The sequence below is a fragment of the Sphingobacterium sp. G1-14 genome, assembly GCF_002196555.1.
Lineage (GTDB): Bacteria > Bacteroidota > Bacteroidia > Sphingobacteriales > Sphingobacteriaceae > Sphingobacterium > Sphingobacterium siyangense.
Genome location: NZ_CP021381.1, coordinates 1,790,125 through 1,804,602, shown reverse-complemented (window position 1 = coordinate 1,804,602; position 14,478 = coordinate 1,790,125). Strand labels below are relative to the sequence as shown.

Here is a 14,478-nt window from a genome sequence, read left to right as displayed (position 1 = left end):
CTTATTATATTAACATACAAATGTAATCTTTTATACTGACATTTTGGACGTATAACGGTCATGGCTTAATTGTTGATGACATTATTTAAAATAATTTTAAGGTTTGAAATGCAGAATTTACTACATTTATATATCCTTAATATAAAACAGAAAGGTATTCAATGGAAGCAAAATTTTCACCGCGCGTAAAGGATGTCATATCGTACAGTAGAGAGGAAGCTTTGAGATTGCGTCACGATTATATAGGAACGGAGCATTTATTGCTCGGATTAATTCGTGAAGGCGATGGTATGGCGATAAAGATCCTTAAAAACATAGGCATTGACACGACAGCACTACGTCAATCTGTGGAGGACGCAGTGAAGGGGGCATCGGTTTCACGCGCTCCTATTGGCAATATGCCATTAACAAAACAGGCTGAAAAAGTTTTGAAGATCACTTATTTGGAAGCTAAAATATTCAAATCGGACATCATCGGAACGGAGCATCTATTATTGGCTATCTTACGAGATGAAGATAATATTGCGTCTCAGATTTTACAACAATACAATGTGACTTACGACATCTTCAAATCTGAAGTTGAGCAAAATAGAACGACCATCAAGGATGAGGCTCCGGGCTCTCCTACCGGCGACGATGATTTTGCTGAGGATGATCAATATATCCAACCTAAAAAAGTTTCGGATATCAAATCCAAAACTCCGGTATTGGACAACTTTGGCCGTGATTTGACCAAAGCTGCCGAAGAGGGTAAATTGGATCCTATTGTGGGTCGCGAGAAAGAAATTGAGCGTGTATCTCAAATTTTATCCCGACGCAAGAAGAACAATCCTTTGTTGATCGGTGAACCGGGAGTTGGTAAATCAGCTATTGCGGAGGGACTTGCTCTTCGTATTGTCCAACGCAAGGTCTCACGTGTACTATTCAATAAGCGTGTAGTCACATTGGATCTGGCTTCATTGGTTGCCGGGACGAAATATCGCGGTCAATTTGAAGAACGTATGAAAGCGGTCATGAATGAGCTGGAGAAATCACCGGATGTCATCTTATTTATCGATGAGATTCACACAATCGTTGGTGCAGGTGGCGCTTCAGGATCGTTAGATGCTTCCAATATGTTCAAACCAGCCTTGGCAAGAGGAGAAATCCAATGTATTGGTGCAACCACATTGGACGAATATCGTCAATACATTGAAAAAGATGGTGCTTTGGACCGTCGTTTCCAACGTGTAACGATTGAGCCGGCAACACATGATGAAACGGTTGAGATATTGAATCGTATCAAGGAGAAATATGAGGATCACCACAATGTGACCTACACTCCCGAAGCGATTGAAGCCTGTGTGTCGTTAACAACACGTTATATTACAGACAGATTCTTACCAGATAAGGCTATTGATGCTTTGGATGAGGCAGGCTCTCGCGTGCACTTAAACAATATTCATGTACCGCAGTCCATTATTGACATTGAAAATAAAATTGAAGAGGTCAAATTGGAAAAGAACAAAGTCGTTCGTAGTCAAAAATACGAAGAGGCTGCCAAATTGCGTGATACGGAGAAAAAATTGATCGAAGAGCTCGAGAAAGAAAAAATCGCTTGGGAAGAAGAGACGAAGTCTAAACGCTATACTGTTTCAGAAGAAAATGTTGCTGAAGTAGTGGCCATGATGACAGGTATTCCAGTACAACGTGTTAGTCAGACAGACAGTCAAAAGCTGTTGAATATGGCTGAGTTGATGAAGGGAAGAATCATTGGTCAAGATGACGCTGTCGGTAAATTGGTGAAAGCTATTCAACGTACACGTGCGGGCTTGAAGGATCCTAAAAAACCAATCGGGTCATTTATCTTCTTAGGCCCTACTGGGGTTGGTAAAACAGAGTTAGCTAAAGAATTAGCACGATTTATGTTTGATACAGAAGATGCACTGATCCAAATTGACATGAGCGAATACATGGAGAAATTTGCGGTATCTCGCCTTGTTGGAGCGCCTCCAGGATATGTTGGTTATGAAGAAGGTGGTCAATTGACTGAAAAAGTACGTCGTAAACCTTATGCGGTTGTCTTATTGGATGAGATTGAGAAAGCCCACCCGGATGTATTTAATCTCATGTTACAGGTGTTGGACGAAGGCCAGTTGACAGATAGTTTGGGCCGTAAAGTAGATTTCAGAAATACCATAATCATTATGACTTCAAATATTGGGGCACGCCAATTGAAGGAATTTGGTCAGGGTGTTGGTTTCACCACTGCAGCAAAATCACAACAATCTGATGCGCATTCACGTGGAGTTATTGAAACCGCTTTGAAAAGAGCTTTCGCTCCTGAATTTTTGAACCGTATCGATGATGTCATTGTGTTCAACTCATTGACAAAAGAGAATATCTTCAAAATCATTGATATTGAATTAAGGTCATTGTTCAAACGTATCGCTGATTTGGGTTATACCATCAATTTAACGGATGAGGCAAAAGATTTCATCGCAGACAAAGGTTATGACAGTAATTTTGGTGCACGTCCATTAAAACGAGCAATCCAAAAATATCTTGAAGATCCGATTGCAGAAGAGATCCTCAAAGGAAATGTGCAAACAGGTTCAGTTTTGACCGTGAGCATTAATCCTGAAACCAAAGATATTGAGGTTTCTAGCTCAGATTCTAAGTCTTCAAAAGATACAGCTGAGAAGTAAGCTTCAGCTATCTTTAAAAATAATTTCAATAAAATGCACCTTTATGGTGCATTTTTTGTTGTATATGAATTTGGCGTTAAACTTTCGCACTATTTTATCGTCCTTTAATAAAAAAATTATCACAAATAACACGAACAATATGAAAAGACTTTTATTAGCAGCACTAATTGGAACCGCAGCCTTGGTTTCATTTTCTTCTTGTAAGAAAGAGTATGTTACACAAGAAGTGAACGTTTTAGACGGCACAAGTTATGTATTTCCTGTAAAATCAGGGGATTGGGACAGAGAAGGCAATAATACCTATATAAAAGATATCCAAATCTCCGATCTTGATAAACGTTATTATGAAGACGGTCATGTCAGTGTGGCCATCAATGTGGATTCTACACCTGACAGGTATGTAGCGATCCCTTCTGAATTAAAAGGTTACAAGTTTTCGTACAACTACTCCATCGGCGTAATACGCATATACGCTAATGGCCTATCAAGTCCACCCGAAAATATGATTATTAAGGTCGTTCTAACTGACGCTACTATAGGAAACTAATAAAAAACATAAAAATAACAATGCCTCAATAGTTTAATTCCTGTTGAGGCATTTTTTATGTTTAACTATCCTTTCAGCAATAACTCCGCATGTTCCAGTGCTGCATCTGTGGGATTGATACCACTGAGCATCTGAGCGATTTCCTTGACTCTCCCCTCTTGATCTAACCGAACAATGTTAGATATGGTTCGGTTGGCTTTGTCTTCCTTATATACCTTATAATGCGCAGCACCTTTAGCGGCAATTTGCGGTAAATGGGAAATAGCAATGACCTGCATATTCTCAGCAAGACTTTCCATCACCTCTCCTACGCGTAGCGCAACCTCTCCAGAGATTCCTGTATCGATCTCATCAAAAATAATAGTAGGTAATGCAGAAGTTTTAGCAACTAAGGATTTAATGGCCAACATAACACGAGAAAGCTCTCCTCCGGATGCAACCTTATGAATGGATTGCAATGCCTGTCCTTTATTGGCCGAAAATAGAAACTGTATTGAATCCATCCCTGATTCCCGCATATCCCCCTCCTTTAATGGTTCCAGATTAATTTGAAGTCGTGCATTCGGCATACCTACATTTGACAAGGTCGCCTGCACATCCTTTGCGATCATCTCCAGTACCTTTCTCCTGGCTGCTGATAGTTCCTTTGCATTTTTTTTGGCAATGGCTAATTTAGCCACAACCTCTTTCTCCAATCGCTCCAATTGCTCATCCGAAGAATTTATAGCAAACAGTTTGGATTCAAGATCATCACGTAATTTGATCAACTCCTCAACGGAGTCCACATGATGTTTTTTCTGTAAGGAATACAATAAGCTCAAGCGCTCATTGATTTCCAATAAAGTACCTTCGTCGATTTGGGTATCCTCCTCAAGAGAGCTCAGCTCTGCAGCGACATCCTTCAGCTCAATCCATGTACTCTTTATTCGTGCAGCCAAATCTGCAGCCTCAGGCAGAAATGAGGCAATGCCTTCCACCTGGCTCATCGTCTCTTTTAAACGGCTTAAAACTGCCGTATCTTCATTTTCCAATAGATGTGATGCCCCAGTTAGTGCACGCTTGATATCTTCTGCATTTTCCAACTGCCGCTGTTGTACTTCGAGTTGTCCCTGTTCATCTGCTACCAAACGGGCGGCGTCAAGTTCATCAAATTGAAACTGAAAATAGTCTTGTTCTATTGCAGCTTTTTTTACCAGATCTTTAAATTCTTCGAGTTCTTTTTTTGCTTTCTTATAAGCGAAGAAGCTCTCTCGATAGCTTTGCTTCAGTCCGAAAGAGTCCGCTACACTATCCACTACCAAAAACTGAAAATCTTCTGTATTAATCTGCAATGTTGCATGTTGAGAATGCACATCAATCAACTGCTCGCCTAAAGCTTTAAGGATAGCCAGGGTGACGGGAGAATCATTAATAAATGCCCGGGATTTACCATCGGGAGATATCTCTCTTCGAATAATCGTATGGTCCGCGTAATCGAGATCATTTTCCTCAAAAAAACGAAGTAGCTGGTAAGAACCAATTTTAAATTCCCCTTCAATCACACATTTCTTGGTTGGGTCGAAAAAATGCTTGCCCTCTGCTCTATTTCCTAAGATCAACGATAATGCTCCCATGATAATAGATTTACCGGCACCGGTTTCACCGGTAATCATATTCAAACCTTTATCAAATTGGATTTCCAATTCGTTGATGAGCGCATAATTTCTAATATGTAAGGTATCTAGCATATTCTTGAAGGTCTAATTACAGTTTAGAGGAAATACCGTTCCTCAATCGGATCCTATGTTTCATGAACCTTTCTGTAGGTAATTTACCTAAAACTCAGGCGATTTCAATATATTTTATTTAAAAAAACAGCTACTCTGCTTTAATAACATGCCCACTTTTAATATTCTTAGGTACTAAATACTAAAAATAATATCATTTTTCCAAATTAAAAACTACTATTTTTAGTAAACTGATTTTATTTTTGACAAAAGAATGTTCTCATTTAGCACTATTGACATGAATAAATCCCTATTTTTATGGCATGCAAGATTATAGTGCTACGCTTAAAAAATACATGCCTGAAGAAGCTGCGCCGATTATATCCAACTGGATTAATCATACCCGCTGCTTATTTAAGATCTCTCGTTCAAGGAGTACCAAACTAGGAGATTACCGTGCGCCATTTAAAGGAAGCCCACACCGCATCTCAGTCAACCATGACTTAAATTCCTATTCATTTCTGATTACGACGATCCATGAATTTGCCCATTTACAAACCTGGAACAAACACCAGCATCGTGTCAAGCCACATGGTACTGAGTGGAAAAATAATTTCAAGGAACTGATGGAGCCCTTCCTTAAATTGAATATTTTTCCAATCGATATTAGCAGTGCCATTCATCGCTACATGGAAAACCCCGCGGCTTCAAGCTGCACGGACCTTCACCTGTTTCGCACCTTAAAATCATACGATACCGTCAAAACCAGTGCCCTTACGGTGGAATCTTTGGAGGATGGCCATTTCTTTAAAATAAAAAATGGTCGTTCATTTCAACGCATTGAAAAGGTAAGAAAACGCTATAAGTGCATGGAATTGACCAGCAAACGCATGTACCTATTCAATCCAATAGCGGAGGTATTTCTGTTGGAACAATGATTTTTGACAAATACATTCATTATATTTTTATCTTTGCTAACTTAGGAAATAATTAAAGAGAGCTTTTATGTTACACTTACACTCGACTATAGCAATTGTATTATTGCTAGCCCTGGTGATATCGATCGTGATCACCCTATCAAACTACCTAGGCAACAAACCGTACAACCGTAAAATTGCTTTATTGGGTTTTATCGCATCACATATTCAATTATTGGTGGGATTGATTTTATTCTTTTATTTAAAGTACCCATCAATGATCTCTGGCGCCGTAATGAAAGATCCGACATTACGTTTTAAAATCATCGAACACCCTTTGACAATGATCATTGCCATTGTATTGATCACAATTGGTTACTCTAAAGCTAAAAAGATTGAAAATGCCAGAAAAGCAAACCAAACAGTTGTAATTTTCTATATCATCGGTTTGATCTTGATCCTTGCTCGTATTCCTTGGTCTACTTGGTCTCTTTTCGCATAGTCTGCGATAATCATACAAAAAAAGGCTTCACGATCGTGAGGCCTTTTTTTGTACCTTGTAGATCATGGAAGCATAACGGACGGGATCGTCAACGATGAACTGAGTTCGAAAAAAGGATTAAAATAAAAAAGCCCCAGTAAACTGGGGCTTTCAAATATCTTAGTTGACTTTTAATTAGTCACGGTTTTTTCCAAATCCCAAAATTCCGAAAACGGTTTTGAATGCGATAAGTGCACCTACGATCATGGAGATGTTAGCTATCGCGGAAAACAAAAAAGTTTGTTGACCCATTGCCGCACATACATCCGGTACAAAACGGATAAATGTACCTATTAAACCTAAAGCGATCGCTACTACCAATGTTTTGTAGTAATGAGTTTGGTTCGCATTATTATCAGTTGTCTTTGGACCTCTTGGTTGTACAGTTTCTGCCATTTCAATTTCGATTTTATTCGATACAAATGTACAAAATAATCTATGTTAGAAAAATAAAAATGAAAAAAGCGGAAACACAGGCATTTCGTCCCCCAATACTTATAAATTAACTCGGTTTAGCACGTTTAAAATTCCCTTAAATAGCGCCATATAAACACTTGAAAGATCTACTCAGCGTCACTTTTACCTACAAAACTATTCAACTCTTTATTCACCTCATCCAGCAATTGCTGTTCCGTAGGTAGGTAAAGTTCGTATTGACTGGCAACAATCTGTTTTTGGTCTTCAGGAAGAGTAAATTTGACGACCGCATCGTTTTTACTCGCACATAGTAAGATGCCAACCGTCGGATGTTCATGCGGAAGCTTTTCAATACGGTCATAGTAATTAACATACATCTGCAATTGACCAATGTCCTGATGCGTTAATTTATGGGTCTTAATCTCAATGATCACAAAACTTTGCAACAAACGGTTGTAAAAGACCAAATCAACAAAAAACTCATCGCCTTCGATATGAATACGTTTTTGTCTAGCGACAAATGAAAAGCCATTCCCTAATTCTAATAAGAACTCTTGAAGATGGGCAATAATGGCGCCCTCAAGATCTTTCTCATAGTAAGCGCTTTCCCGTTTCAAACCCAAAAATTCCAGCACCATCGGATCTTTGATAATCTCCTTCGCATCGGAAGGCATCTTTTCCTTTTTCGCTACAGCCAATACACTTTCTTTATCGTTGCTAAGCAACAGGCGTTCGTATAAATTACTAAAAACTTGTCTTTCGAGCTGTCGTGATGTCCAGTTATTTTTGATTGTTTCAGCCGTATAGAATTCTCTTTGTTCGTCCAAGTCAAGTCGCATTAACAATCGATATTGTGTCCAGCTCAATTGCGAACGCAGTGCGTTCGCAATTGGAAATACCCGGTAAAACTGCCGGAACAATTCAATTTGCCTTCGCGAGAATCCACTCCCAAATTCAGGTTCCAATGCCTTAGCAAGATATTGGGTCAGATATTTCCCATAATCAGCCCTATCTTTACCTTGCTGTTCCTGCTCAAAAATACGTTTGCCTATGTCCCAGTACATTAATGTGCGTTGATGATCGACAGCACGCACAGCATTTTCCTTGGACTGCACAATAATTGCCTTTATATCGGATACTAAAGTTTGATCGGACAACATAATTGTTTATTTTCTTGGTATTACTTCTGTAAATGAATAATACAAAGATAACTATAAACAATATAAATACTAAATATTTTAGTAAAAAATTCCCTATCACATCAAATTTAATTACCCTCTTCAAGAATTATTAGCTAAAATGATTCTTTTCTATACTTTTAAATTTCAGCTACTTTTTAAAATCAACAGAATAGGAGATACGCGAGAATTTACTTTTATTCTATCATAAAGTTTGGCTAACTTCACTGACAAGAAGAAAAGTAAATGAAAATAGCTGACAATTATTTATCTGGTTTAAAGAAAGCATACTATGACAATGGTAACGAAGAAACCTGGAATCATTTTGAACAGATTAAACATGGTGCAAGCAAAACAGATATTTTTATAAATGCGATAAAGCTAATTTAAAAAATCTATTGGATGGATTAAAACGTATAAAAAACCAATGAATGCCTTTAAATTAAGATATCCTATTATATTGATCCATGGCACCGCAGCTGGAGATCGTAGTTTGTTTTGGGGCAGGATTCCCAAGACTTTCAAAAAAAACAATATTTCATTTTTTTATGGTAAGACCGATGGATGGGGCACCGTTGCTAACAATGCACAGATGCTGAAAAGAAATCTGTCAGATCTTGCAGAAAAAACAGGTGTCACTAAATTTAATCTCATCGCGCATTCTAAAGGTGGGATCGACGCACGCTATTTTATTTCAACGCTAAAAGGCCATCAAATGGTGGCCTCCTTAAGCACAATATCCACGCCACACTTAGGAACACCAATAGCAGATTATTTAATGGAAAAACATCTATCCGGGGATTCTGTTACAAAAAAACTGATCCAACGTATTTCTTTCTTATTTGGAGGGCAATCTCCGGCCCCAATCGAATTAATCCGAGATCTCAGTGTAAAAAAAATGCGTGCTTTCAACCAACTCAACCCCAATATGGACAATGTATTTTATCAGAGCTTTGCTTCGACAATGAATAAGCCACAGGATGATTTATTGTACGCATTGAGTTTTAAATACCTGACGGGACTGGCAGGTAAAAATGATGGGATGGTCCCATTAGAAAGTGCAGTGTGGGGAGCCAACTTTAAACATATACATGCTTCTCAGGGTATCTCGCATGCTGGTATTACCGATATCACCCGTAACAATATTGGGAATGTACATATACCACAAATGTACTTAGACATTATTAGTGGATTAGGAGCTTTAGGATTATAACGATTAACAAATGTATACGCTATACACGCTAATTTTTTTGATATGGTTTGGCATCCCAGGCCTATTCATCTATTTAATGTACTGGATCCTAAAAAAATCTGGCCGTAAAAAGTTGGGAACTATCGTCTCGATTGTTTTAATATTGCCTTTTCTTGTGCTCACGCTATACCTACTATTTGATGATCTATTATTCTCTAAATCTGATGCAAGACAACTACTCAGCGAACACCATATCACGCTAAACGATGATTTTAAAATTATTTCCAATCAAAGTGGTGGCTTAAGAGATTACACACATCAATTTGAACTATCTATTTCCGAAAAAGACAAACAATCTTTTATCGATCAACGAACTTGGAGTGACAAAACGGATGAAAGAATAGAAGTTCATAGCTCTGCGGTAGACAGATATGAAGGTGACACGCTACGCGCCAATTATCATGACAATGATTCCTATACCTATTCCATGTATCGTCCAAATGGCAAAGGCATCACTCCAACATTTATAAGAATCTGTGTATCCAATCATAAAAATACATTGACATACGAAGAGATCTTAGACTAGTTCAACACAGAACAGGTCAAACCTCCTATCGCTTTACTTTTAAATATGTACTCCTATATTTTGTTTCTTCATACTTCGCAGCAAGTAAAGTATGAAGCAACAAACAGGTTAGCCATTCAACATCTTGACGGCAAGTATATGTTTGCATAGCCCTCTTTTTCCCTGATGATTGGTAAACCAATTGCAGGTACATTGCTGCTTGTCGCCCTGTATAATGACGGTATGTTGCACACCTGATCCATCCACTCTAGCTTCAATATAATCCGTTGTATTCTTAACAAATTGTACACCTGCTGTGGCAACGAGTTTCTTTGCATTTTTTAGCCTCGGGTTCAATGCCAAGATACGTTCCATCTTAAACGGTAATCGTCTATAATAGTGCTGATGGCTATGCAGATCATAGCCAAGCAACCCAATAGAAGACAATGATGCTGATAGCGTGTCCATCGTATCAAAGTCGACATCATGCTCAATTGAAAGCATTGTTGGATCAAATAACTCGTTGGATTTAAGTAATCCGTTGACGGCATGAATCCATTCATCCGGAACGGCCTTAATCATATTTTCCAATACATTACCTTCGCCCGAAAATCCGCGATAACCATCTGGTGACAACGCAAGAGTCAGTCTCATTTTACCAAAGTCGGCAACAAAAGCCGCACTTTCACCTCCTTTTTCCTGATAAACAAACAACTTATCTGCGTAGGTCAACAACCCCTCCAGTAAACGCAACCGCTGTATACCACCAATACGCACCGCATCACCTGTACTTATAGGGGAAAACACAAATCGGCTAGCCCTTTTCGTCAGATAAAATTCTCCCTTCACATTCCCTTTCGGAATGCCCTGAAATAATTGGATAAGCTGAATTTTATTTAATTCAAACTGTAACTCCATACCCGCCAAATATAATTGGACCGAAGTCAGTCCTTTGATCCAACGCGGAGGCAAAGTTACTTTCTTTTCGGTCACTTTAGCCTTATCAGTACTAATGGCAACCTCATTGCTTCCTACTCCCAACACCATCTTTTCGGTTTTCTTGACAGCATTTAACGCATTGAGCATCGGCTCATTGAAATCCACATTGGTTGTACCACTCGTAATAAACTCCCCATCAATAGCATCTTCCAATAAATCCAAACGTGCATAAACACCATTACAGGAAGAAAAGCCCTCAAAACGAATCTGATTGGTACCAGCAGAAACGATCGGATCTCGTAAACTCGGAGGTACGGGACCAAAACTTGACCGCACTACTTTCGACAAGGTCAACAAACATTTGGATGTCAGTAAAGGATCCGTCAAACTCCCCCAAAAGAAACAAGGTACATTGGCGATTTCTGCCAATTCCGACTGATGTGCCAATACCAATTGCTGTATGCCCGATTGTTGGGTCAGTTGTGAATTTCTTGCATAGCTAATCGCTAAATCTTGCTCTGCCATATTGTTATTTTCTTATTTTTTTCAAAATGGGTTGTAAACTCTTATATATTTCCAGCTTCTCAAAAACCTGTTGAAGATCATCTATAAAATGATATTGCTCCTTGTTCATCAAATCGTAATAATATTCGACGATTTTCTTAAAATTGGTCGGCATTTTTTCAGCAATGATGTAATGCGCAAAAGCCGCATCCAATAGCTGCAACAAAGCATTGTTATGCTTCGAAGATATATCCCGACATTGCTCCAACACTTCAACACAACGGCCAATCGGACCATACCCATTGCTCAGCAACATTCCCAATTGTTCACCTAATACAGTGGTGTCCAATCTATTTTCGTTAACTGCAGCCAAAATGACTTCAACAGCCATCGCGCGCACCTCCTTCTCTTTATTGAAGAGCGAAGTTGCCAGGTATAGATTGGACTGTTGATCAAAACGGAAAAAATCGTACAACATCTCTTGCAGGTAGGCTGCCGAAGACTTTCCCCCAATATCGCTTTTGCTATTCAGCCCCATCGTTAAAAACATGGAGAGACTTTCCGTATTCTGTGGCATCAAACTGTGCATATAGGGGATATCCGCCCTGTACAAATAATAAGACGATAAGGTATTATTCCCACGGTTGAAAATATCTTTGTGGTACAAAAAGGTCTCCGTTCCCAGCTTGTATGAGGGGAAATGATAGGTCAGCTTATCTCCGTTATATACCTGCTCCGATTTTCTAGTCGTATAGTTATAACCGTTATAATAGGTTGGTTCTATTTTCAATGCCGGACGGAATGGCTGTCCAGCAAAAGGAATATCCGCTAAAGGCCCTTTGGTAAATTCTTCAAAATGGGTATCACGATGATGCGTGCGCGCCACTGTAGCCCATACACCAATCCAATTGACCTGATCGGAATCTTTGGAAGACAATAAATTTTTAAGCCAAGATTGCTGCTGAACCTTCATCGGATCCAAACCTAGGGCATAGCTGATCACATCCTGTACCTGCTGTTCCTTTATTTGTTTTATCAGTACTTCAATTCCTTCTAAATCTTCACGGACAGTACGGCTCAGTGCTATAGACAAATCCAATAAATTGATTCTCACTCCTGCTTCCTGGTAAGCCAAAATACGCTTAACGAGAATGGTCGGTGCGATCCAAAATGGTCGGTGTGTCGGCAGACTCAAAAGTGGCAGGCGGACACCATCAATCCGATAACGCTGCAATAGCTCCAATTGGCTGCCTATGAGACTGACCCATTTCGAGTAATTGTGATACCGATCCTTATCTTTATATACTACCGTAGGTTTATAATACATATTAATAAAGGTCCCTGAGAAATGATTGTACCAGGAAGATTCGCGATAAGCTCCTGTTAGCTGTTTTATATAAGGCTCCAGCTGGATCTGATAGTCCGAGGGAAAAACAGCTGTCTGTTGCACCCAGGCATTCATTAGGATCTCCACCTGAATGGGGTCGGAACCTCCGATTACCTCCCCTACCTTGAAAAATAACTCGTTCCAGGTCTGTGGATAGTCATAAGCTTCGTTCAGGTAACGAACTTCTGTTGGCTGATAAATATATTGCGCTGAAGATTGACCATTCAGCTCTGCGAGGATTTCGGCTTCAGAATATCCATCCTCTTGCAAAAGATGCTTTAGGTCAACAGCCACTGAACCCATCATTTGGGCTTTATATAACTGAAGCTTACCGGAAAGTTCTTCTGAAGGCTCTGTCTGATTTTTTAAGATGAATTTACTTGCTCTTTCCTGTAACTGTAGGTCCGAAATCATAAATAGATCCGCAGCCAGGGAAACAAATCGCTCCCGCCATTCCGGTTTTTGTTTCAATAGCTTATCAAATTGAATCAAAAGAGTTTTAAGACTTGTCTTAATATCACTCCGCATAAAGATAGGTTCGGCCCAATCTAAAAATTCCTGTAACTGGAAATCACGATTCGATAAGAATGGTTTTAGATACTCAACCACAAAATTGATCACAGCACTATGTTCAGCATGCAATAAGGAAAAGAAACGTTGCTGATGTTCAATCACTGTATTCTCGGAAAGCTTCATCCGTTCAATAAGCTTTCTGAAATAGCTTTTTAGATTATTATTCCAATTTTTGGTTTGAGCCTCGAGCGCTCCAGTGATGATGAGTTCCGGATCAATTTTTCCACTTTCCAACAGCGTATCGAACACTTTATCCCATAACAGTTCATTAACCGCGTTCTGATAATTATAATCCCAATACCTGCTATGAATGCCCGTTTCATATTCAAATACCAAAGGAATATCCCGTTGCACCGTCAACTCATCTGTTGTCAGCAACTCAAAAAACTTTTTGGATTCATAATTATTAAACCCAGAAATTGAACTTGCATAAAGCTCCGGTTCAAACTCGACATGTCCCATTCTCTCCAAAAAGCGGAGGTTGTCGTAATTAATCTGCTGCCACTCATTTTTACGAACTAGCTGTAATAAATATCCACCCAACCAATTGGGCTTGGCATAGGCAAGGATCTGTATCACCTCCTTGCTCCGGGCCTGGTTCAAAAGTTCATAAAAAATATCCCAACTACCGGCATCCGAGCCGGAAAATGTAGCGAGCGCCAGTAATTTTACTGTACGCTGTTGCTCCTTCGTACCCCGTGTCCCCCAGTTGTACTGCGTCTTATTTTTAAATTCAGGATCCTTGGAGAGATCACTGTAGTCGACCCAATATCGCTTGGCTACACGAATTTCTTTTTTTAAAATTTCCAGGTTGCCACTGGAATATTCTTCCAGAAAAGGGATGATATCTTCCGTCCTTGCCTCTTTGATAAGCAACTTCAGTGCTGCTACCGCTTCTTCTTTTCGCTGGCTGGCAGCCGTTGGCCGTCGAACAGCGGATCCTTTTTCCTTGCTATCTGCATCTACAGCACCATCTTCAGAATAGCCTTTTTTAGTCTTCTCCGCAATTAGTTTTTCAGCATCCTTTAGACAGGCTTCCTCGGAATCAAAGGTTTTAATTTTACTTTGCCCAGCGGTACCGTTCCGTCCGTAGGTGACTGTATGAGTTGTCCCCGCAGTTTGTATTTCCCAAAATTTATCCGATGTCCCGTCTATGTATTTTAAGTGCTTAAACATTATTTATAACTGTAATATCAATTATTTCGCTTACTGTTTAAATATAACGAAAGTAGCTAAAAAAACGTATATTGACATTAAATCACAGACAGATCATGCGTATATATTTCTTATTCAGTTTTTCACTACTATTAGTTACTTTAACGTCA

Annotated in this window: 12 protein-coding genes; 7 read left to right on the top strand and 5 right to left on the bottom strand. The window is 39.3% G+C overall.

All coding sequences use genetic code 11. From position 1 onward, the window contains the following. Positions 1–161 precede the first annotated feature (161 nt). Both CBM24_RS07470 and CBM24_RS07465 read left to right on the top strand, forming a co-directional pair. The gene (locus CBM24_RS07470) at positions 162–2,687 is read left to right on the top strand and encodes an ATP-dependent Clp protease ATP-binding subunit (protein ID WP_075991716.1); all 2,526 of its coding nucleotides are present in this window, start codon (positions 162–164) and stop codon (positions 2,685–2,687) included. Between the two features lie 43 nt (positions 2,688–2,730). Continuing rightward, complete coding sequence (locus tag CBM24_RS07465; protein ID WP_088160730.1) at positions 2,731–3,234, top strand: hypothetical protein; 504 nt, start codon at positions 2,731–2,733, stop codon at positions 3,232–3,234. A gap of 65 nt (positions 3,235–3,299) precedes the next feature. Here CBM24_RS07465 and recN read toward each other — a convergent pair whose 3' ends face one another. Continuing rightward, positions 3,300–4,961 carry a DNA repair protein RecN gene (gene recN / locus CBM24_RS07460; RefSeq protein ID WP_088160729.1) on the bottom strand — a complete coding sequence of 554 codons (1,662 nt, stop codon included), beginning with the start codon at positions 4,959–4,961 and terminating at the stop codon, positions 3,300–3,302. 302 nt (positions 4,962–5,263) lie between these two features. Here recN and CBM24_RS07455 point away from each other — a divergent pair, with 302 nt between their 5' ends. Beyond that, positions 5,264–5,878 (top strand): sprT domain-containing protein, encoded by a 615-nt coding sequence (locus CBM24_RS07455; RefSeq protein WP_088160728.1) that lies wholly within the window; start codon positions 5,264–5,266, stop codon positions 5,876–5,878. Between the two features lie 67 nt (positions 5,879–5,945). Then, the gene (locus CBM24_RS07450) at positions 5,946–6,359 is read left to right on the top strand and encodes a hypothetical protein (protein ID WP_088160727.1); all 414 of its coding nucleotides are present in this window, start codon (positions 5,946–5,948) and stop codon (positions 6,357–6,359) included. Positions 6,360–6,533: 174 nt separating this feature from the next. Here the strand turns inward: CBM24_RS07450 and CBM24_RS07445 are convergent, their stop codons facing one another. After that, positions 6,534–6,794: a hypothetical protein gene (locus CBM24_RS07445; protein ID WP_075991712.1), complete on the bottom strand. Its 261-nt coding sequence runs from the start codon at positions 6,792–6,794 to the stop codon at positions 6,534–6,536. Positions 6,795–6,961: 167 nt separating this feature from the next. Further along, entirely contained in the window at positions 6,962–7,975 is a 1,014-nt protein-coding gene (locus CBM24_RS07440; protein WP_088160726.1) for a YhcG family protein, read from the bottom strand. Between the two features lie 264 nt (positions 7,976–8,239). Between CBM24_RS07440 and CBM24_RS27225 the strand changes: the two genes are divergently transcribed. The 3 genes from CBM24_RS27225 (at position 8,240) to CBM24_RS07430 (ending at position 9,771) form a co-directional block, all read left to right on the top strand. Beyond that, a complete protein-coding gene (locus CBM24_RS27225) occupies positions 8,240–8,383 on the top strand; it encodes a hypothetical protein (protein WP_157698402.1) in 144 nt (47 codons plus the stop codon). Positions 8,384–8,420: 37 nt separating this feature from the next. Continuing rightward, the gene (locus CBM24_RS07435) at positions 8,421–9,206 is read left to right on the top strand and encodes an esterase/lipase family protein (RefSeq protein ID WP_088160725.1); all 786 of its coding nucleotides are present in this window, start codon (positions 8,421–8,423) and stop codon (positions 9,204–9,206) included. A 76-nt stretch (positions 9,207–9,282) separates the two neighbouring features. Then, positions 9,283–9,771, top strand: a complete 489-nt coding sequence (locus CBM24_RS07430) for a hypothetical protein (protein WP_157698401.1) — start codon at positions 9,283–9,285, stop codon at positions 9,769–9,771. A 108-nt stretch (positions 9,772–9,879) separates the two neighbouring features. On the opposite strand, the gene CBM24_RS07425 is transcribed toward CBM24_RS07430, so the two are convergent. Then, positions 9,880–11,214 carry an SWIM zinc finger domain-containing protein gene (locus CBM24_RS07425; RefSeq protein WP_198386055.1) on the bottom strand — a complete coding sequence of 445 codons (1,335 nt, stop codon included), beginning with the start codon at positions 11,212–11,214 and terminating at the stop codon, positions 9,880–9,882. A 4-nt stretch (positions 11,215–11,218) separates the two neighbouring features. After that, the gene (locus CBM24_RS07420; RefSeq protein ID WP_088160723.1) at positions 11,219–14,329 is read right to left on the bottom strand and encodes a DUF6493 family protein; all 3,111 of its coding nucleotides are present in this window, start codon (positions 14,327–14,329) and stop codon (positions 11,219–11,221) included. Positions 14,330–14,478: the final 149 nt, after the last annotated feature.